This window comes from Algoriphagus formosus (genome assembly GCF_002807035.1).
Lineage (GTDB): Bacteria > Bacteroidota > Bacteroidia > Cytophagales > Cyclobacteriaceae > Algoriphagus > Algoriphagus formosus.
The window spans coordinates 280,657-300,147 of the sequence record NZ_NIUC01000003.1 but is presented as its reverse complement, the minus strand read 5'-3'; the positions used below and the strand labels follow the sequence as shown (position 1 = coordinate 300,147).

Genomic DNA, 19,491 nt, shown 5'->3' with positions numbered 1-19,491 from the left:
AAATGCAAAAGAAAACACTTCGATGGCTGATTCAGTCGGTATCTGGATTGCTTTTGACGGGTACTGGACTTTCCATGTGCATTGATGCAGGACTCAACAAACTATCTGGTGAACCTTGGTTTTGGTACGGAACTGCGGGGCTGATAGTATTTCAGGCTGGCTTGAGCTTGGTGATTGATGGAGTTCGATTTAGGAAATAAAGAATTAAGCGAATCTTAAGATATAAAGCATATTTTATCAAAAATTTAGGATGAAATTAGGGTAAGTATTAAGTCCATCATTAGTAAACCTCAAGGAAAAAACCCTGTCTAATCCTTAACTAACCCTCCCAGCCATGTTTAAAAAAATCACAATCGCTTTTCTAGCGCTCCTTGTTCTAATCCAGTTTATCCCTGTGGAAAAAAATGATAGTAATGACATGGAGTTTGATATCTCAAAAAGTTACCAAATCGGAGATAATGTCGCCACTATCCTCAAAGGGGCATGTAATGACTGCCATACCAACCTGACCCGTTATCCTTGGTATTCAAACATTCAACCTGTCAAATATTTTTTGGCAGACCATGTGAATGATGGTAAAAGGCATTTGAATTTTTCCGAATTCACCAACCTTCCTCTCGCTTTGCAAAACCACAAGTTTGAAGAAGTAATTGAAATGGTAGAAGAGAAAGAAATGCCCTTGGAGTCCTACACCTATTTTGGACTTCACCCTGAAGCCAACTTAAGCGAAGAAGAGCGTCAGGCATTGATCAACTGGGCAAAGGATCAAATGGCTTATTTGGCAGCCACCTACCCTGCCGATAGCCTGGTCAGAAAAAGGAGGACCCCTCCAAGTCAATAAAAAACGCGATAAAATGGCCCGAATTTACCGGGTCATTTTTATTTTGAGCCTATGAAGAAAATTAAAGAAGAGGAAGTTCGATGGGGAATCATCGGGGTTGGGAATGTATGCGAAGTCAAATCGGCCCCTTCCATGAATTTGATCCAAAACAGCCGCTTGGTAGCTGTCATGCGAAGGAATGAGGAGAAGGTAAAAGACTTCGCAAACCGACATCAAGTTCCCAAATGGTATACCCAAGCCGAGGAACTGATAAATGATCCCGAGGTCAATGCCATTTACATCGCCACGCCTCCAAATATGCACCTACCCTACACCGAACTGGCTGCCAAGGCTGGAAAACCCGTATATGTAGAAAAACCCATGGCTCGAACCTACGCTGAATGTCTGAGCATGATCCAAGCTTGTGAAAAAGCGCAGGTTCCAATATACGTAGCCTACTATCGAAGAGCATTACCACATTTTGTCAAAATCAAGGAGCTTCTTGAGCAAGGAGAAATTGGGGCTGTACGCACCGTTCATATTCAGATGCGACAGGAGCCCGAACCGGAAATCATCGCGCAATTAGAGAATAATTGGCGGGTAGATCCGGAGATTGCCGGAGGAGGATATTTTTATGATCTCGCCTCGCATCAAATGGATTTGCTTCAATTCTTTTTTGGGAAGATCATACAGGCTTCCGGATTTCAAAGTAATCAAGCTGGTCTCTACGAGGCAGAAGACACGGTCGTTGGCAGCTTTGCATTTGAAAATGGCACAATGGGAACCGGAAATTGGAGTTTTGCCAGCGCTAAGGAAAACCAGATCGATCAAATCATCATTGATGGCAGTCTAGGCCAAATCCGATTTGAGACCTTTGGAAAAGGAGAATTCTACCTCAAAAAGGATGGTGACAGCGAAAAGCATTTTCAATTTGATTTACCCAAACACATTCAGCAGCCTTTGATTCAATTGATTGTGGATGATTTACTAGGAAAAAACCAGAGTCCCAGTACGGGTGAAACCGCCTCATCGACCAATTGGGTTTTGGAGAGGTTGACAGGAGGAAGAGGGAAGTAGGAAGATGGGAAAGGGAATTGGAAGTAAGTGGTAAGTAGTAAATGGTAAGTAGTAAGTGGTTAGTGGCTAGTAAGAGATGGGATTAGGGAGAAGGAATTAGGAAGTGGGAAGTAAGTGGGGAGGATTTCTATCCTTCATTCTAAAAAGAGTTTTTACAAACCAAGTAAATTATTTTTTTTGGACTTCAAATAAAAGCTCTTTCACTTTTATAGACATCTGCTTTATTTTTAATTAAATATTAAAAAATTCATATATATAGAATCTAAATCTAATTACGTAAATTCAAAAATTCAGATTCTTAAAAAAATTAAAGGCAAATTGCTTAGTCTTTATCACCCTAATTAATATTTATTTACTTCGTTATTTCTCATACTCTACTTCGGAGTGAAGGTAAGTTTTAATACAAGTTTAAGACACTTAGTATTTTAACTCATTAATTAAGCAAGTGCTTTTGCTTAGAATAAGCTAGATGGAAAAAAGTATAAAAGACGTCGATTTTCTCGACTTAATCCCTTTGTCATCGCTTTTGGTGGACTTGGAAGAGGAGAAGATTATCTATCAGAATGCAGCAGCAGCAAAGTTGTTTGGCTATTCAACAAAAGAGGTTTCTGGGCAAATCCTAAGCAACCTGATACCACTTCATACCCTTGGAGAATTTAAGACTAGGGGTTCAAAAGTAGAAAACAGTCAATTAGGTCATCATTTGGGAATTTTCCCTGTTCAGACCAAAACAGGCCTAGTTTTAAAGGCAAATATTTATGGACAAAAGATTTCTTATCTGGAAAAGTCCTCCATTCTTTTGATCTGCTCGGAAATAGTTTCCAATGATTCACATCTTTATTCTTCAACACAGGATCTTTCAGAAGAATTACTGTTTAATCAGTCAATCTTAGAAAATAGTCTTGACTGCGTTACAATCATGAATGGTGAGGGGCTGATTTCATTTATGAATTCGAATAGCCTAGACCAAATGGAGATTGAAGGCTTTTCAAATTATAAAAATACTTCATGGCTTGAGTTGTGGGAAGAAGAATATCAAGACCTCCTTCAATCCTCCATTTCAAAAGCAGTTTCTGGAAAAACGACAAATTTGACTCTGATTTCCAAAACCCAAAAGGGAAATCAAAAATGGTGGAAAATAGTACTATCGCCTGTCGAAAATAAATCAAATACCTCAATACAAGTGATGGCAGTCCAAAAAGACATCACCTTAATTAAGGACTTGGAAGAGAAGCTTACAAAATCCAATGAGATTGAGCTGGGAATGAAAGCATCCCAAAGATTAGCTCAGTTGGGAACATGGTATTACGATATTATTAATCAAGTTGCTGAATGGTCAGAGGAAACGTACAGAATCTGGGGGCTAAACCCCAATATTGGAAATGTAAGTTTTGAACAGCATAAAGACTTGGTTCATCCCAAGGATTGGGAGCGGTTTAATTCAGTAATTAACCACGCTATTCAACATGCGGTGCCTTATAAAATGGAGTTGGAATTACTCCGAGAAGATGGCACTTATAAAACAGTCAACACTATTGGTGCACCGGTTTTTGATGATAATAATAAGCTGATTGCCTTTCGGGGAACCACTCAAGATATTTCTGATCGGGTTCTTATTGAAAAGGAATTAAAACTTGCCAAAGAAAAAGCAGAAAAAAACCAATACGCAATGGCCCAAGCTAGTACCCTAGCTAAAATTGGCTATTGCGAACATGATTTTGGAAAAAACACACTGTCTTGGTCAGATTATGTTTTTCAACTATATGGGCTAATCCCCAGTGATGAACCTCTGGGATATGAAGAAGCCAATAGATATTTCGACAAGGTTTCTCAAGAAAAGATTGCTAAAGCTACTTCAGAACTCAAGCAATTTGGCACCTCCTATGACCTGGAGCTGAAGATGATTAATTCCAAGAATGAGGAATTATTTGTACGTAAAGTAATGCAACCCATTTTCAATGAAAAGAACGAGATAATTGGGGAAAGAGGAGTTGTCCAAAACATCACAGAGGGTAAACACCTACAGGAGCTAAATCGTGAGGTCGCCAGGATGGTGAAAATCGGTAGTTGGAGTGTTGATTTGGTCGAGCAAAAAGTTTTTTGGTCCGAACAGATTCACCAATTACATGAAACAGACCCCAAAAGCTATATTCCTACCCTTGACGAAGGAATTAACTTTTATAGAGCAGACTTCAGGGAAATGGTTCAAGAAGTGGTAGAGAATGCCATGAAAACCGGGGAAGAATGGGACTTTGAAGCAGTAATTGTAACAGCTAAAAATAATGAGGTATGGGTTCGGTCTTTAGGCCATGCTGAGTTTGAAAATGGAAGATGTATCCGATTATATGGTGGGTTTCAAGATATAAATGCACGAAAAAAGGCAGAAGAAGAGAAGAACAGGTTTCAAGAGACTCTCGAAAATAGTCTCAATGAGATATACATGTTTGATTCAGAGACGCTTCGTTTTAGCTACGTAAATAAGGGAGCCTTATCAAACCTTGGTTTTACTGAAAAAGAAGTAGTAAACCTGACACCTGTTGACATCAAACCTGAATTTTCGGAAGCTTCTTTCAGAGAATTTGTAAAACCTCTGATTACCAAAGAATTGGACAAGCTTGTGTTTTTTACAAATCACAGGCGGAAGGATGGCAGTTTATACCCCGTAGAAGTGCATTTGAAATTGGTAGAAGAGATCAATTACAAGAATTTCATAGCAATTATTCTAGACATCACTGAGCGCAAAAAAGCTGAGGAAGATTTGCTATCAGCATCAGAAAGACTGAGACTGGCCACTACATCTGTAAAAATGGGAATCTGGGATTGGGATGTTGCAAATGACAAACTAATCTGGGATGATAAAATGTATGAACTCTATGGAGTTGAAAGGTCAAATTTTGACGGGGCAGTAAGTGCTTGGCAAAACGGTCTGCATCCAGATGATTATGAACTGGCAAATAAAGCCTTAATCGATGCAGTTTCTGACAAAGGTGATTTCCACTCCGAATTTCGAGTAGTTTGGCCTGACGGCTCCATTCATTATATCGAAGCAAATGCAATTGTTTCTAGAGATGAAACGGGTAAGGCTATACGTCTGATTGGCGGAAATATAGACATCACCGAGCGAAAAAAATCCGAAGAGGAAATCTTACGAGCAAATGAACGATTCGAAAAGGTAACAGAAGCCACCGATGATGCCATCTGGGATTGGGATATAGTAAATGATATCATCTATCGTTCGGATGCGATTGATTCATTTTTTGGTGAGGGAACCCCCAAGACCTTGGGCTATTCGGAAATCTGGAATGCACCCTTCCACCCCGAAGACATAGATGAAATCAAGAAAAGTCTTGATGGAGCTATAAATAATCCATATATCAACAAATGGAGATCAGACTATCGAATACTAAAACCCAATTGGGATATTGTGTATGTAATCGATCAAGGGGTCATCGTAAGGGATGAAAACGGCAAAGCTATTCGGATAGTAGGTGCCATGGCTGATATTACAGAGCAAAAGTTATTCGAAAACGAAAATATTTTCAAGGCCAACCTACTAAAAAGAATAGGTCAGGCCGCTATTTCCACTGATTTAAGTGGAACAATTAATTTCTGGAATAAGGCAGCTGAGGAAATCTACGGATGGACTGCACAGGAGGCAATTGGAAAAAATATTGACACACTCATTCCAAGCGACCTCAGTGCTCAACAATCATCTGAAATACTAACCCTAATAGAAAGTGGAAAAACGTGGTTAGGAGAATTTCAAGTTAGAAGAAAAAATGGAACCTTCTTTCCTGTTCGCGTATCCAATGCCCCAGTATATGATGAGAAAAACCAACGAGTCGGAATGATCGGTATTTCTTCTGATATATCGGAAGAAAAAGAGAACCAAGAGTTATTGAATCGATACACAGCAGATCTTGAGAGATCAAATAAAGAGCTAGAGCAGTTTGCTTATGTAGCATCTCACGACTTACAAGAACCTCTCAGAATGGTTTCCAGCTTTATGGATCAACTCCAAAGGAAATATGGAAATCTTTTGGATGAAAAAGCCAATCAATATATCTACTTCGCCAGTGACGGTGCTAAGCGAATGAAACAAATTATCCTTGAACTCCTGGAGTATTCTAGAGTTGGAAGACATGCAGATGAAAAGGAAAAGGTAGATCTGAACGAAATTATTTCAGAATATAAATTACTCAGAAGGAAAATAATTTCTGAAAAATCAGCTGTAATCACTTGCTCTAAATTACCTGTTTTATTTAGCCACAAAGTTGTATTTACACAAATCTTCCATGCTTTATTGGATAATGCCATGAAGTATTCAGGAGTAGATAAACCACCTTTAATTGAAATAAAAGAAGAAGACAAAGGAAAAGAATGGGTCTTTTCAGTAAAAGATAATGGCATCGGAATAGATTCTGAGGACCATGAAAAAATATTTATCATATTTCAACGCTTATATAACCCTAAATTTCCAAGAGGCACAGGTATTGGTCTTTCAATCGCGAAAAAGCAGGTTGATTTGGTGGGAGGAAAAATCTGGGTTGATTCTGTTTTGGGTGAAGGATCAACTTTTTATTTCACAATCCCGAAAACAAACGAATAAAGGTAACTCTTGGGTAAATCAACTTGATCCCATTATGAAGCTTAATTTTTCGTGAATCCTGTTAGATTATTCCTATCAAAATTCATTCAGTAGTTTAATAATAAAGAGCTAAATACAGTTTGATTCAAAGAAGGGATATAGATGTATACCAAACTTTGAACACCGAGCCTTGAACTTTTAAACCCTGATTTGAAAAAAATCAAAATTTTTTAAGCAAAAATTAAGAAAGGCCTAAAAACCCGAAAACGGCCTTTTTCCGTTTAGATTTTTAAATAAAGGAATTGCCTTCCTGGATTTTTTCAAATTGACAAAATCCAATTAATTAATTTTTTTATAAATGTATATTAATTCAACCATTATTTTTTATCTATATATTTTTTAGCATCGAACCTTAATTAATTTTTTTACGAATAAGAGAATAAAATCAAACAGATTTTCTTAAAGAATTGAAAACTGGCCTGATTTTAGTTTTAGTAGGCATGCATCCTTTTTCCAAATAATTGCATCTGGAAAATAGAAGCAAGCACTAAACCTGCCCCGATTATTTGTCAACCTAAACCAACACAGCATGAAAACCTCACTTCTCACCCGATGGATCACTGGCCTGATGATGGGCGTATTCTCCCTGAGTCTTTTGGCCTCCACCCCTAGCAAAGCTGAAGCCTACCACGGCATTTCCTTTCAGGTATTTTATGATGAACTGATGCCTTATGGAGACTGGGTACGCGATGCAAGACATGGCTTTATCTGGCTTCCGGCAGTAGGTCCGGACTTTCATCCTTATGGCACCAATGGACACTGGGCTATGACTGAGTTTGGCAATACCTGGGTATCCTACTATGACTGGGGATGGGCACCATTTCACTACGGCCGCTGGTATTTTGATGACTTCTACAGAAGCTGGGCTTGGATTCCAGGCTATGAATGGGGCCCTGCTTGGGTGAGTTGGAGAACAGGCGGTGGATACTATGGATGGGCACCTCTTGGACCGAGACTTTCTGTGAGTGTACAGATTGGTATTCCTAGCTTTCATTGGGTATTTCTCCCGCAGCGAAGAATCTACGATCGATATGCTTGGAGATACTATGCACCACATCGTACCCGTATCAAAATCATCAATCGTACCACTGTCATCAATAATACAGTCGTGTACAACAACAATACCTACAATGCAGGTCCGAGCAGTCGGGAAATCCGACGGGTAACTGGAAGAAATGTACCCGTCTATCGACTAGAGAATAGCGCGAGACCGGGCCGAGTAGCAGTATCCAACAATCGGGTAAGCATGTATAGACCTGAGCTATCCGAGCGAAGTAGTAGAACAGTGCAGGCAAGACCTTCCAGAGTCCTTGAGTCCAATGAAGCGCGAAGCCGAAGATCTGTGAATGCTACTAGTCCAAACCGAAGCCGAAGTTTGGAAAACGCTCCTAGCAATAGATCTGCAAGTCCTGCTGTCAGAAATAACTCTCGAGTAGACCGGTCTAGCCAGGCTCCTTCACGAACTAGCGGAAGGCAAATGTCTCCTAGATCGAGTCAAAGCAAGACCTTCGAAGCTAGGCCCTATGAAGCACCAAGACAAAGTAATAGAAGTGGTCAGGTGGGACAGAGATCAAGGAACCGAGAAGGAAGCGTAAGATCGAGCGCACCATCGCAAAATCGCCGGCCATCTTCGGGCAGAGTGCAGGAATCTACGCGAAGCTCTTCTGTAAAAAAAGCTACTACTCCGAGCAGAGGTAAATCAATGCAGTCCTCACCTAGTCGGTCAAATACCCGAGTTCAGGCTCCAAGCACAAGCAAAAGCAGGACTCAGGCTCCTTCTCGCAGCAGTTCGCGAGTACAGTCATCGAGCAAAAGCAACTCTAGAGTAGCTACTCCGAGTAGAAGCAGCTCTAGTCAAAAAAGCAGCTCCAGATCATCAAGTAGTTCAAGAGGAAACTCTAGAAATAACTGATAGAATCCCTTAACAAAAGGAAGCCATCTCAATTTTTGAGATGGCTTTTTTTATTGGCTTAAAAGAAAAAACGGATTTAACAGAATTTCGAGTCAATTCCCTAACTTAAAGCCAAAACCACCAAATCATGAAGAAAAGCATCTTTTTGGTCCTGACACTTCTCGTTTTTGAAGTAGCAGGCCAAGTCAATTTTGATCAAAATCTCCCTATCAAATACCGAAATATCGGCCCTTATCGGGGAGGCCGCTCGGTCACTGCCACCGGTGTTGTCAATGATCCTTTGACCTACTACTTTGGCACCACAGGCGGAGGACTCTGGAAAACCAGCGATGCCGGACAGCATTGGGAGAATATCTCCGATGGATTTTTTACCACAGGTTCGGTAGGTGCTGTGGCCGTAGCCGAAAGCAATCCCAACATCCTCTATGTAGGCATGGGTGAACACGCACCTCGAGGAGTCATGACCTCTTACGGCGACGGAGTTTTCAAATCCACCGATGCCGGCAAAACCTGGAAAAAATTGGGATTGGAGAAAACCCAGCATATCTCACGAATCCAAATCCACCCCACCAATCCTGACATTGTTTATGTAGCAGCACAAGGAGCTTTGTATGCTCCCAATGAAGATCGGGGCGTGTACAAATCAACTAATGGAGGCGAAACTTGGGAGAAAGTCCTTTTTGTGGACAATATGACTGGAGCTGTGGAGCTTTCCATGGACATGAATTTCCCCGAAATCCTTTATGCCGCCATGTGGGAACACCAGCGTTTTCCTTGGCAAGTGAAATCAGGCGGTCCGGGTTCGGGCATGTACAAATCCACAGATTCTGGAAAAACCTGGAAGAAAATAGAAAAGGGCCTACCCGAGGAAAAAGGGAAAATGGCCGTCTCCGTTTCCCGAGCCAATTCCAATAAGGTCTATGCTCTGATCGAGAGCGATACCTACAAAGACTTGGGTGGTTTGTTTGTATCCAATGATGCCGGAGAAAGCTGGTCTTTGATCAACAAGGACAATCGACTTACGCAACGGGCTTGGTATTACATCGAAGTTTTTGCAGACCCCAATGATGAAAACACAGTTTGGGTGCAAAGTGCCCCTATGCTGAAGTCCTTCGACGGAGGGAAAAGCTTTGAGGCAATTGACGGAGCCCATGGAGATTACCATGATCTCTGGATCAACCCGAAGAACTCCAAAAACATGATTTTGGCAGATGATGGAGGAGGTTCGATCACCTTCAACGGAGGCCAAACCTGGTCCACGCAAAACAACATGCCGACCGCTCAATTTTATCGGATCAACACCGATAATCAGTTCCCCTACCGAATCTATGGAGGACAGCAGGACAATACTTCCGTTGTGATTTCCAGCCTGGCTTTGGGTCGTGGAGGAATCGGTGAAGAGCATTGGAACTACTCCGCAGGCGGGGAAAGCGCCTTCTTGGCCTTCGATCCGGATGATCCGCGATATGTCTTGGGAGGAAGTTATCAGGGAACGATCGAGGTTTTGGATATGCAGACTCAGGGCTCGACCAATATCATGGCCGCACCCATTCAATACCTTGGAATGAGCGCTGAGGATATGAAATACCGATTCAACTGGAATGCCCCGATCATTTGGTCTCAGCACGAGCCAAATACCTTTTATCATGGAGCTCAAGTACTGTTGAAAACTCAGGATTGGGGAAAAACCTGGACAGAAGTCTCCCCTGATCTGACCAGAAACGAGAAGGAAAAGCAAGGGACACCCGGTGTACCCTTTACCAATGAAGCTGTAGGCGCTGAAAACTATGGAACCTTAGCCTATGTGATCGAAAGCCCACATGAAGCCGGAGTCATCTGGACAGGAAGCGATGACGGATTGGTTCACTTGACTCGGGACAATGGAAAAACCTGGACCAATGTGACTCCAAAAGGATTGCAGGAAACCTTGGTGAATGCCATCGACGTCTCTCCCCACGATCCGGCTACGGCCTACATCGCCACCACCCGCTACAAATTCAACGATTATACCCCAGCCATCTACAAAACCACCGACTACGGAAAGACCTGGACCAATATCTCCATGGGAATTCCTTACGGAGCCTTTACACGGGTGGTTCGGGAAGATACCGAACAAGAGGGATTGCTTTTCGCAGGAACTGAACAAGGCATGTATATCTCAAGAGATGGAGGAGCGAATTGGAATTCCTTCCAACTCAACCTTCCCATCACTCCCATCACCGATCTGAAAGTGGCACACAATGATCTGATTGTAGCGACTTCGGGGCGCTCTTTTTGGATTTTGGACGAACTGAATGTAGTGCGGGAAGTGAAAGAAAAAGTAAATCAAATCACTCTTTATACGCCTGAGGATGCCCTTTTGGGCAATTGGTATTCCAGCATGAATGGAGGAAACCTGGATGATTTTACAGGAACCCATCCTTTTCAGGGCTTGAATCCAGCCAATGGCATGGTCATTCATTATTCGCTTCCTGAATCATTTGCAGACTCTACTGAATTGACCTTGGAGATTATGGATGCGCAAGGGAACATGGTACGGAAAATTTCCTCCAAACGGGATCCTGAAGCCAAAACTTGGGCAGGTGGTCCACCGATGGAACCGACCATTTCCACCCGAAAAGGATTAAATCGTTTTGTGTGGGATCTCCGCTTCCCTACCCTTCCGGGCATCGAGAATGTCTACATCGAATCGAATTACCGAGGACACAAAGCCATTCCTGGCACCTACACCCTACGCTTAACAGCTGATGGAAAAAGCGCTGAGGCAAAAGCTGAAATCAAAGATATTCCTGCATACAAGCTGACTACAGCGGACTATCAAGCCTACCATGCCTGGATGAGCCAACTGGAATCAGAAGTCAAGACCATGCATGACATGATCAATACCGCCAAAGATTACCAAGACCAACTAGCAGAACTCCTCACAAGACTGGAAGGAAAAGCAGCATATGCTGGACTGAAAACCGAAGGAGAAAAACTACTGAAAGAACTCAAGGCTTGGGATGAGGAGATGGTACAGCGTCGATCCACGGCTTACGATGACGTCGAGAACTTCCCGAATAAGTTTACCGCCAACTTCCTCTTTATGATGAATCATGGCGAAAGCTCCATTCCAAGAGTCAACGAAGGAACCAAAGCCGAGTACGCCCGACTGATGGAAGATTGGAAACCACTGAAAGCCGAAGGAGAACGACTGATTCAGACTGCCATCCCAGCCTTTAATCAGCTGGCAAAGGAAAAGGGTGTTGGAGTTTTGTTTGTGGAATGAAAGACATCAAGATAATAGCCGACTCCAAAAAGGGAGGTGATTTGGGGAATTATTGGCATTATATGCTAGGATTTTTTCTACCATTTTTGGTTTGGTTTGATAAAAACAAAGACCAATTAAAGGGGAAAAAACTGATTATAGATAGTTGTAACCCAATGACTGATAGTATCCTTGAAGAATACCTGAAGGAAAGCCAGATCCCTTATGAATTGAGGCAACTATCAATAAAGAAATTGGCTCTATCAAAAAAATACTGGAAATCCTATCGGGAAAAAATAAAAAGACGCCTTATGAAACTTGAAGTAAAGCTCAGAGGGGCCGAGGCTTCAGTATTCACATTCCACAGATTTATCGAAAAAGAAGATTCTATCACCATTCCCCGGTGGGACGTATATTTAGAGTTCTTTGATAGTTTCCCGAAAATATATGAACCCCAAATTAATGAGATAAGAAAACAATTGATTGATTGGGCAAATTCACCAAATGAAACAAGCTATGAAGCCTATACCTTGATATTGAAAAGATCAGCCCCGCCCTCTACTGCTATTGGAATAGCCTCAGTTGAAAAAAGATGGCTAAAGGGCTATGGATCTGAGCGAAGACAACTAAAAGGTATTGAAAGCTTGAATAATGACCTAGGTAAAAGAGGCTATAACCCCTTGATTTTTGAGCCAGGAGCGCATAATTTGAAAGAACAAATAAGAGTGCATAATCACTCAAAAGCATTAATTGCTATCAGAGGAGCAGACTTATTCAATATGTTTTGGATGCCAAAAAACTCAACAGTTATTATGCAACTGAGTAGTGGACTCATGAACAAAGGTGCCCAATCCATTTTAGCAAAATACTGTGGTCATCAATTCTATGAAATCCCACATAATGGTCAAGTATCCCCAATTTTAACTTTTGATAAAATAGAAAAGATCTTAGATGAAAACTCCTCAACAAAAGCACATAACCTGTGCTGATTCAAAAGAAACTTTACTGGATTTTTTAAAGGAAACTAAAGAAAAATCTGAGTTCGTATTAAAAGAAATCGAATTTAAATCTCAAAATCAATGGGATTTTTCAGACGGTGCATTATCACACACTTCTAAAGGATTCTTCCAAGTAATCGGTGTGGAAAATTTAGCTGACCGGAGCGATCAAAAACTAATGCTGTACCAGCCTCAGAGTGCATTGACAGGTTTGATCATTACACGACAACATAATGAACTTTATGTTTTACTTCAGGCACGTGTAGAACCTGGAAATACTGGAGTGATTCAATTTGGTCCCACTATTCAAAGTACGCCAGCAAACTACTTAAGATTACACGGCGGAAAAGCGACAGCATACATAGAATACTTTACAAGTTTTGTACCTGGGTGCAATCTTATCACCCACTCTATGCAGCATGACCTAGGTTCAAAATATTTCCAAAAAAGTAAAACCCATCATTACCTGATTACCGAAGATTTTATTGAAACCCAAGAGAATATGATATGGGCTTCCCTTCGAGCAATAAAAGGAGTCTTGGAAGAAGATAATTTTTTAAATGCAGACCTTAGATCACTTTTAGCCGTTTTTGACTGGGATGGCTTTTTGATGGAGCGTAAAGTAAATAGCAATGAAATAAAAATAGATCCCCCAAAGAATAGCTCATTAGGGACTTATAAAATGATTCCTCTGGATCAATTAAATAATTGGAGGAAGTCTGAATCAGGCATAACTCCAAAAAATCCATCGCTTCCCGCTATTGGCTTTTTTCATTTTTCTGCAACAAATAGAGAAGTGAAAGCATGGTCCCAGCCTTTATATAAAATTCAGAATCAGGGCTTAGTCCAATTAGCTTATAGAAAAACCGAAGAGAAAATCGAGTTTCTGATAAAAAGAGGTCATGAATGGGGAATTTCAACCGAATTTGCTTTATATCCATCCTATATGTATAGCCCAGAAAACCCAAATTCTGATAAACCTATCACGAATGGAAGGTTGAAAAGAAGAATAATTCAATGTGATGAAGGGGGGAGATTTTTTCAAAATGATAGTGAGTACCAGTTGATTGAAATCGATGATTTCGATTTAACACCTGGGTTTACTTGGGCCAATAGTGACACTTTGACATTCTACTTAAAACAATCAAACTATTGTACTTTTCAACTGCGATGTGCTGCATCTATCGCCCTTGATATTTTACAGCCTAAGGCTTTTGGGGATTAATTTATTTGATCATTTAGACCTCCTGATAGAAATCAAAGGAAAAGCAGGTAGTTATCCCCATCTAGGGGTAGATTCATAATTAGAACTGGGTTGATCCCTACAGCTGCACGAGAGCATCTACACCTTTCTATCCAAACGAATTTGTAATTCTCTCTTTATTCAAATTATTCTTGACAACTTGTCAAGTTTAAGCTATTTTAGTTAAAATTCTAGAGGCCATGACACTAACAATGCATATTGGGGAATTTAAATCGCGATTTTCAGAAGTGGTGGAAATGATCAAAAATGGCGTAACCATCAAAGTTATTAAAGGAAAATCGGGAGAATTAGTTGGATATTTCGGCAAGGACCTTCAGGAGCCCAAACCACTCAATCGAAAACTTGGATTTTTCAATAGCCAAGGGGTTAGCATTTCCAAGGAAGACCTAGAGTGGAGCGATGAGGAATTAAGCGACTTCGACTTATGAAGTACTTACTCGATACCCATGTGATTTTATGGCTTGCTTATGAAGATGACAAACTCAGTTCATCCGTTCGGGAGATCCTCCTGAGGCAGGAAAATGAAATTTATATCAGCGCTGTCAGCTTTTGGGAAATCAGCCTCAAGTATCAATCGGGAAAACTGAATTTAAATGAGCATAATCCCGAAATTTTGAAAGCCGGATTTGAGCAATTTTATGATTTCAAAGAGCTGCCCTTAGAGATGGAGGATACAGTTTCGTTTTTCAAGCTTAATTCTCCTATTCACAAAGATCCATTTGATAGGATTCTTATCTGGCAAGCCCTCCGGCGTAATTTGGCTTTAATTTCTGATGATGATAATATCAAGCGGTATCAGAGCTTGGGACTAAAAGTGATTTGGTGATTCAACACTTTTTTAGCCGAAAATTCTTCACTGCTCTAACTAAGCGTAGTCCCGAAAACTGTACGAGAACAACTAAACCTTCCTATCCAAACAAATCTGTAATTCCACGACTACGTATTTTTCCAGTCCCACCTACTTAAAGTTAAAGTCCAAGCTTAGAATCCCTTTTCTTCTTGAAATATTTTTTTTTCAATTATTATTTATTGTTTTTCAATAAATTTTTACCGACTTTTGAAAAGTAAAATTCATACATCTATGAACTCTCTCAAAACTCAATGGAAAGAAAAGTGGGTCAATCAGCCCTCGTTGATGCTGATCACCGTGGTCATTTGGTCCATCTTTATCGGACTTTGCATACAGGCAGGTGCCGTTTTATTCACCTTTATTTACAGCTGGTTCAATCCTATGGTCGCCCAAAATCTTTTCGATGGGCTCAATTTGTATTCCCTCAAAGAGGCCAATCCCTGGTACTATGCCGGAGTAATTTCTTTTGTCTTGTTTGTCCTTGGACTAAAGGCCTACCTCTTTTACCTGATGATCCGGATTTTTCTCAAAATCGACTTGGTTCATCCATTTAGTCAGGAAGTATCCAAGCTGATTGCTTCGGTCAGTTATACCGCATTCCAGATTGGAATCGGGATTATTTTTGCATCTGCCTCTTTCAAATGGCTTGCAAAAAAAGGTTTCGAACTTGACCAAGTCTATTCCTTAATGGGTGGAGCTTATGAATTTCTCCTGATGGCAGCGATACTAGTTGCCGTCAGTCAGATATTTAAACGGGGAGTGGAGTTACAGGCTGAGAATGAATTGACTGTTTAAACACAAAAATCAATAAAATGAAATTAACCAAGATTTTACTTTGGACAACCTACATTAGTCTGGCTATCAGTATTATAGCTTTTGTTTTTTTTGGAATTTTCTTTGTAAAAATGGGATTCAAAGATCCAAAATTTGAACATGGAAATATGGAAGGTGTCAAATCAAAAAGTTTAACAGGGACTTTTAAATTGCCCATGAATATGGAAGTCAGCTATTATCAAAGAATAAAGGATAGCGAAGTCTTAGTAGACAGCTACTTTTTAAAAATTAAAAAGAAACAAATCCCTAAACAATTTCTATCTGAAGCAGAACTTACAGAAACTGATTATCCCACCCCCATAAAAGGAAACATCTATTCCATGGCTTCATCGGATGGTTACCTGTATGTCAAAACTGATTTTTCTACGGTCGAAACTGCTCTCAATATTTTGAAATCTTACGGTATTCTGTCATTTGTATTGCTACTTGGAGGAATCTCTTTCATCATCCTATTCCTTAGAAACTGTGATAGCGGTGATTTCTTTATATCTCAAAACGCAACTTACCTAAGGGCAATTTCTTATCTGGCAATCATATACGTCTTGATTGATTATGGAGTACAGTGGCTAATCTTCCAAAACCTGAGCTCTAAAATAGAAGATTTATTTTCCGTCTCTTTAAATTCTGATTTAGAGTTTAATTGGAAATACCTCATATTTTCCATCTTTTTGGTCATTATTGCTCAAGCTTTTACAGAAGGCACCAAGCTAAAAGAAGAACAATCCTTAACCATCTAAGCCATGCCAATAATCGTCAACCTGGATGTCATGATGGCCAAGCGGAAAATGTCCCTAAATGAACTTTCTGAAAAAGTGGACATCACCCTCTCCAATCTCTCCATCCTCAAAACCGGGAAAGCCAAAGCCGTTCGATTCAGTACACTGGAAGCTATTTGTCAGGCCTTAGACTGCCAACCAGGGGATATTTTGGAGTTTCGGGAAGAGTGATGGAAGTAGCTAAATCTAGTATTAAGATCAGATATAAGAAATGAGACACAAGAGGCAAGACTTTCGCAGTTGAGATCGAATTCCATATTCAGAAATCAGCTCCAAAGTATTTTTTTTAATCCAATGGTTTTCCTGTTTTTTCAAAAGAAAAACACTCTATCCTTTTTCAAAAAAGGTCGCTGGTTCCACAAATCACCAAGCTGAACAATATCCCATACTACCTGTTAGATTAGTAAACATTTTATAAACTAAACCACAAAAAACCATGAGTAAAGCATCAGAAAATTCAAAGAATTGGGAAGAACTAGCCATCGGTTTGTATGATAAATTGACGGGTAGAAATGCAATCATCGAATACAACTTTGATTCATTCAAATTGGGAGTTCCCAAAGAAGCAGGTTCGGAAGAACTGACCGAATGGACGATGAGCGGAAAAATAAGCGTAACTACCTATGAAAGAAAATAAGCAGCTAATCATACATGCTGACTTTTCTATGGAAAATAGGAATGGAGACAGGGTGTCCATTAAGAATGATCAAAACAGTAATTTGATCTGCAATGTGAATTCTACCTCCCTTCCTATTTTTCCATTTTCCTACCTCAAAAAGCTTTATAAAAATCGCTCTACAACAAAAAGCCTGCATCAAGACATACTTTTTTATTTGAACAATACGCATGTCCTTACTTCTAGTGATGGTAGTATTGCTATCCACAAGCCGATCATTGTTTTTAGGTTATTACTGAAAAGCATTTTTTCCTAAAATCAGGGATTTAGGACAGAAGCGAAGAAATATCAAAATTGAATTTTTCTCATTTAGGGTTTAACTTTTATACCAATCATCTAATTGAATCTCATATGATTGGGAAAATGATCAGCTCACCCCAAAAGGCCATCATTGGGATCTTTCTCCTTTTCTCTTTGTCCGCTTGTTCCAAAAAAGGAATTCAAGTTGAATTGTCAGAGATTAAAAATAATTTGGTGCTTTTTGCGGTAGAAAACCATACGGACCAGGACATTTATTCCATCGAATTTGAAATCACCTACTATTCTTCTGACAAATCCCTTCTGAAAATTGATACGGTCTCTTATTCGAAAACCACGGATGTGAGTGGAAATATTGTTCCTTTTGTCAAGGCTGGAGAGGAAACTACCATTACCTATTCGATGCCTCAGGAGACAAGCTCTGCCTCCGCAAGAGTCCTAGAATTCAAAACAGAATGAGATTTCCCACAGAATTCTGCATATTTAACCTATGCCGACTTTCCTAAAATCAAACCTGACTTTAGTACTATTCCTTTTATCCTTTAATTTTTCTATCGCTCAGGAAAAAGTAGTCTATAAAAAAATCGATACACTTTCTCTAAACCTAGAGGTCTATCAACCTCAGGGAGAAGCTGCGGAAAATGGTTTTCCTGCCATGGTTTTCTTCTTCGGAGGCGGATGGGTAGGAGGATCAACTTCCCAATTTGAACCCCATGCTAGGTACTTTTCAGAAAGAGGTATTGTATGCTTTTTGGCAGAGTATCGAGTCAGATCCCGAAATCAAAGCAGTCCATTTGAATCGCTCATGGATGCCAAATCAGCCATGCGATTTATTCGAAAGTATGCGGATGAATTTCAGATCGATCCCGACAAAATCATCGCTTCGGGAGGTTCGGCAGGCGGACATTTGGCAGCAGCCACAGCCCTGATTGATGGCTACAACGACCCAAGCGACGATTTGAGCATCAGCAGTAAACCAAGTGCCCTAGTTCTCTTCAACCCCGTCATCGACAATGGTCCGGGGGGATATGGATTTGAACGGATTGGAGATGCCTACAAAGATTTTTCTCCCCTCCACAATATCCAAGAAGGGGCTCCTCCTACGATCATTTTTCTGGGGACAAATGATAATTTGATTCCTGTGGAGACGATGAAGTACTATCAAACCGTCATGGAAAAAGTGGGAAGCCAATGCGAACTTCATCTCTATGAAGGGCAGCCTCATGGTTTTTTCAACTATCGGAATTTTGAGTTTTATGAATCCACTGTAAGAAAATCAGACGAGTTTTTGCAGTCTTTGGGTTATTTGGAAAAGCGCTCAACACTTTTGATCAAATGAATATTCGAACCTCAATTTCAAGTGTAGATATTTTCATTTCTTTTTTAAAAAAACAAGGTATTATAATTGATTTTCAGTTAATTGAATTTTCATCACCAAATAAAAAATGACTCAAGGAGTAAGACAAAAATGGGTTGAGGCGGCGTATTCTGAGTTTGCATCATTGGGACCGGACTTTAGTCTAAAAGCCCTCTCCGAAAAAAGTAAACTGCCTCGGGCATCCCTTTACTACCATTTTGCCTCCAAAGAGGAGCTACTTGAAGAACTCCTGCTCCTCCATCAAGAAAACATCAATAAATACCATTCTCATCTAGCAAAAAATGTAAAGAGCCTAATTCCGGACTTGTACGAAGTGGTATACTCATTTAAAGAGGGAATTCTTTTTCATCGCCAATTACTTTTGCACCCTGAAAAAGATGAGTTTTATTCACTTTACAGAAGTACTAATGAACACTCATTTACTATTCTTCTACCTCACATCAAGCGTCTTTTTGAAACCAACGTTTCGAATGAGGAATTTATCCAATTCTACCATACCCTGACAGATGCTTGGTATATTCGCTTGGACCCAAACCACTTTTCGGTGGAAAGCATGATTGCCTTAGCCATGGAAATCATGGAACATACACTTGGCTTGTTTTCAGGCAGCATCAGCCCCAAGAGTAAATAGCTTCTGAAAGCTTCTTTTTTATCTAAAAATCCAATATAGTTTAGGGGAATTAATGATCATTTTGGACAGACCTGTCTAAGGACTTTTGCTTTGCTCTATTTAATTTGAAAAACGTACTAGTC

18 protein-coding genes are annotated in these 19,491 nt (G+C 40.2%); 17 read left to right on the top strand and 1 reads right to left on the bottom strand.

Annotated elements, in window-relative coordinates:
- The first annotated feature begins 2 nt into the window (after positions 1 to 2).
- The 14 genes from CDH51_RS16770 (at position 3) to CDH51_RS16705 (ending at position 17,063) form a co-directional block, all read left to right on the top strand.
- Positions 3 to 200, top strand: coding sequence for a hypothetical protein (locus CDH51_RS16770; RefSeq protein ID WP_026947267.1), 198 nt, complete (start codon positions 3 to 5; stop codon positions 198 to 200).
- 134 nt (positions 201 to 334) lie between these two features.
- Positions 335 to 841, top strand: coding sequence for a heme-binding domain-containing protein (locus CDH51_RS16765; protein WP_100629695.1), 507 nt, complete (start codon positions 335 to 337; stop codon positions 839 to 841).
- Positions 842 to 892: 51 nt separating this feature from the next.
- The gene (locus CDH51_RS16760; protein ID WP_100629694.1) at positions 893 to 1,897 is read left to right on the top strand and encodes a Gfo/Idh/MocA family protein; all 1,005 of its coding nucleotides are present in this window, start codon (positions 893 to 895) and stop codon (positions 1,895 to 1,897) included.
- 469 nt (positions 1,898 to 2,366) lie between these two features.
- Positions 2,367 to 6,506, top strand: a complete 4,140-nt coding sequence (locus tag CDH51_RS16755; RefSeq protein WP_100629693.1) for a PAS domain S-box protein — start codon at positions 2,367 to 2,369, stop codon at positions 6,504 to 6,506.
- Positions 6,507 to 7,074: 568 nt separating this feature from the next.
- Positions 7,075 to 8,457 (top strand): DUF6600 domain-containing protein, encoded by a 1,383-nt coding sequence (locus CDH51_RS16750; protein ID WP_100629692.1) that lies wholly within the window; start codon positions 7,075 to 7,077, stop codon positions 8,455 to 8,457.
- A 127-nt stretch (positions 8,458 to 8,584) separates the two neighbouring features.
- Positions 8,585 to 11,725 (top strand): VPS10 domain-containing protein, encoded by a 3,141-nt coding sequence (locus tag CDH51_RS16745; protein ID WP_100629691.1) that lies wholly within the window; start codon positions 8,585 to 8,587, stop codon positions 11,723 to 11,725.
- Positions 11,722 to 12,693 carry a glycosyltransferase 61 family protein gene (locus tag CDH51_RS16740; RefSeq protein ID WP_100629690.1) on the top strand — a complete coding sequence of 324 codons (972 nt, stop codon included), beginning with the start codon at positions 11,722 to 11,724 and terminating at the stop codon, positions 12,691 to 12,693. Before CDH51_RS16745 ends, CDH51_RS16740 begins: the two co-directional genes overlap by 4 nt.
- On the top strand, positions 12,656 to 13,927 hold the full coding sequence (locus CDH51_RS16735) for an NDP-hexose 2,3-dehydratase family protein (RefSeq protein WP_100629689.1): 1,272 nt from the start codon (positions 12,656 to 12,658) through the stop codon (positions 13,925 to 13,927). Before CDH51_RS16740 ends, CDH51_RS16735 begins: the two co-directional genes overlap by 38 nt.
- Positions 13,928 to 14,145: 218 nt before the next feature.
- Positions 14,146 to 14,394, top strand: a complete 249-nt coding sequence (locus tag CDH51_RS16730; protein ID WP_100629688.1) for a hypothetical protein — start codon at positions 14,146 to 14,148, stop codon at positions 14,392 to 14,394.
- Positions 14,391 to 14,792, top strand: a complete 402-nt coding sequence (locus tag CDH51_RS16725; RefSeq protein WP_100629687.1) for a type II toxin-antitoxin system VapC family toxin — start codon at positions 14,391 to 14,393, stop codon at positions 14,790 to 14,792. Before CDH51_RS16730 ends, CDH51_RS16725 begins: the two co-directional genes overlap by 4 nt.
- Before the next feature lie 255 nt (positions 14,793 to 15,047).
- A complete protein-coding gene (locus tag CDH51_RS16720; protein ID WP_100629686.1) occupies positions 15,048 to 15,611 on the top strand; it encodes a DUF2975 domain-containing protein in 564 nt (187 codons plus the stop codon).
- 110 nt (positions 15,612 to 15,721) lie between these two features.
- A complete protein-coding gene (locus CDH51_RS16715) occupies positions 15,722 to 16,387 on the top strand; it encodes a DUF2975 domain-containing protein (protein ID WP_157807145.1) in 666 nt (221 codons plus the stop codon).
- A gap of 3 nt (positions 16,388 to 16,390) precedes the next feature.
- A complete protein-coding gene (locus CDH51_RS16710; protein ID WP_024283048.1) occupies positions 16,391 to 16,597 on the top strand; it encodes a helix-turn-helix domain-containing protein in 207 nt (68 codons plus the stop codon).
- 265 nt (positions 16,598 to 16,862) lie between these two features.
- Positions 16,863 to 17,063 (top strand): hypothetical protein, encoded by a 201-nt coding sequence (locus tag CDH51_RS16705; protein WP_100629684.1) that lies wholly within the window; start codon positions 16,863 to 16,865, stop codon positions 17,061 to 17,063.
- Positions 17,064 to 17,067: 4 nt separating this feature from the next.
- Here the strand turns inward: CDH51_RS16705 and CDH51_RS20105 are convergent, their stop codons facing one another.
- Positions 17,068 to 17,310: a hypothetical protein gene (locus CDH51_RS20105; RefSeq protein WP_157807144.1), complete on the bottom strand. Its 243-nt coding sequence runs from the start codon at positions 17,308 to 17,310 to the stop codon at positions 17,068 to 17,070.
- 155 nt (positions 17,311 to 17,465) lie between these two features.
- Here CDH51_RS20105 and CDH51_RS16695 point away from each other — a divergent pair, with 155 nt between their 5' ends.
- The 3 genes from CDH51_RS16695 to CDH51_RS16685 all read left to right on the top strand — a co-directional run bounded on the left by CDH51_RS16695 (position 17,466) and on the right by CDH51_RS16685 (position 19,369).
- Positions 17,466 to 17,819 (top strand): hypothetical protein, encoded by a 354-nt coding sequence (locus tag CDH51_RS16695; RefSeq protein WP_157807143.1) that lies wholly within the window; start codon positions 17,466 to 17,468, stop codon positions 17,817 to 17,819.
- Positions 17,820 to 17,850: 31 nt separating this feature from the next.
- A complete protein-coding gene (locus CDH51_RS16690) occupies positions 17,851 to 18,699 on the top strand; it encodes an alpha/beta hydrolase (RefSeq protein WP_100629681.1) in 849 nt (282 codons plus the stop codon).
- A 106-nt stretch (positions 18,700 to 18,805) separates the two neighbouring features.
- On the top strand, positions 18,806 to 19,369 hold the full coding sequence (locus tag CDH51_RS16685; RefSeq protein WP_100629680.1) for a TetR/AcrR family transcriptional regulator: 564 nt from the start codon (positions 18,806 to 18,808) through the stop codon (positions 19,367 to 19,369).
- The last annotated feature ends 122 nt before the right edge of the window (positions 19,370 to 19,491 follow it).

Coding starts and splice junctions, on each gene's coding strand:
- CDH51_RS16770 (WP_026947267.1), top strand. CDS start 3: ATGCAAAAGAAAACACTTCGATGGCTGATTCAGTCGGTATCTGGATTG.
- CDH51_RS16765 (WP_100629695.1), top strand. CDS start 335: ATGTTTAAAAAAATCACAATCGCTTTTCTAGCGCTCCTTGTTCTAATC.
- CDH51_RS16760 (WP_100629694.1), top strand. CDS start 893: ATGAAGAAAATTAAAGAAGAGGAAGTTCGATGGGGAATCATCGGGGTT.
- CDH51_RS16755 (WP_100629693.1), top strand. CDS start 2,367: ATGGAAAAAAGTATAAAAGACGTCGATTTTCTCGACTTAATCCCTTTG.
- CDH51_RS16750 (WP_100629692.1), top strand. CDS start 7,075: ATGAAAACCTCACTTCTCACCCGATGGATCACTGGCCTGATGATGGGC.
- CDH51_RS16745 (WP_100629691.1), top strand. CDS start 8,585: ATGAAGAAAAGCATCTTTTTGGTCCTGACACTTCTCGTTTTTGAAGTA.
- CDH51_RS16740 (WP_100629690.1), top strand. CDS start 11,722: ATGAAAGACATCAAGATAATAGCCGACTCCAAAAAGGGAGGTGATTTG.
- CDH51_RS16735 (WP_100629689.1), top strand. CDS start 12,656: ATGAAAACTCCTCAACAAAAGCACATAACCTGTGCTGATTCAAAAGAA.
- CDH51_RS16730 (WP_100629688.1), top strand. CDS start 14,146: ATGACACTAACAATGCATATTGGGGAATTTAAATCGCGATTTTCAGAA.
- CDH51_RS16725 (WP_100629687.1), top strand. CDS start 14,391: ATGAAGTACTTACTCGATACCCATGTGATTTTATGGCTTGCTTATGAA.
- CDH51_RS16720 (WP_100629686.1), top strand. CDS start 15,048: ATGAACTCTCTCAAAACTCAATGGAAAGAAAAGTGGGTCAATCAGCCC.
- CDH51_RS16715 (WP_157807145.1), top strand. CDS start 15,722: ATGGGATTCAAAGATCCAAAATTTGAACATGGAAATATGGAAGGTGTC.
- CDH51_RS16710 (WP_024283048.1), top strand. CDS start 16,391: ATGCCAATAATCGTCAACCTGGATGTCATGATGGCCAAGCGGAAAATG.
- CDH51_RS16705 (WP_100629684.1), top strand. CDS start 16,863: ATGAGTAAAGCATCAGAAAATTCAAAGAATTGGGAAGAACTAGCCATC.
- CDH51_RS16695 (WP_157807143.1), top strand. CDS start 17,466: ATGATCAGCTCACCCCAAAAGGCCATCATTGGGATCTTTCTCCTTTTC.
- CDH51_RS16690 (WP_100629681.1), top strand. CDS start 17,851: ATGCCGACTTTCCTAAAATCAAACCTGACTTTAGTACTATTCCTTTTA.
- CDH51_RS16685 (WP_100629680.1), top strand. CDS start 18,806: ATGACTCAAGGAGTAAGACAAAAATGGGTTGAGGCGGCGTATTCTGAG.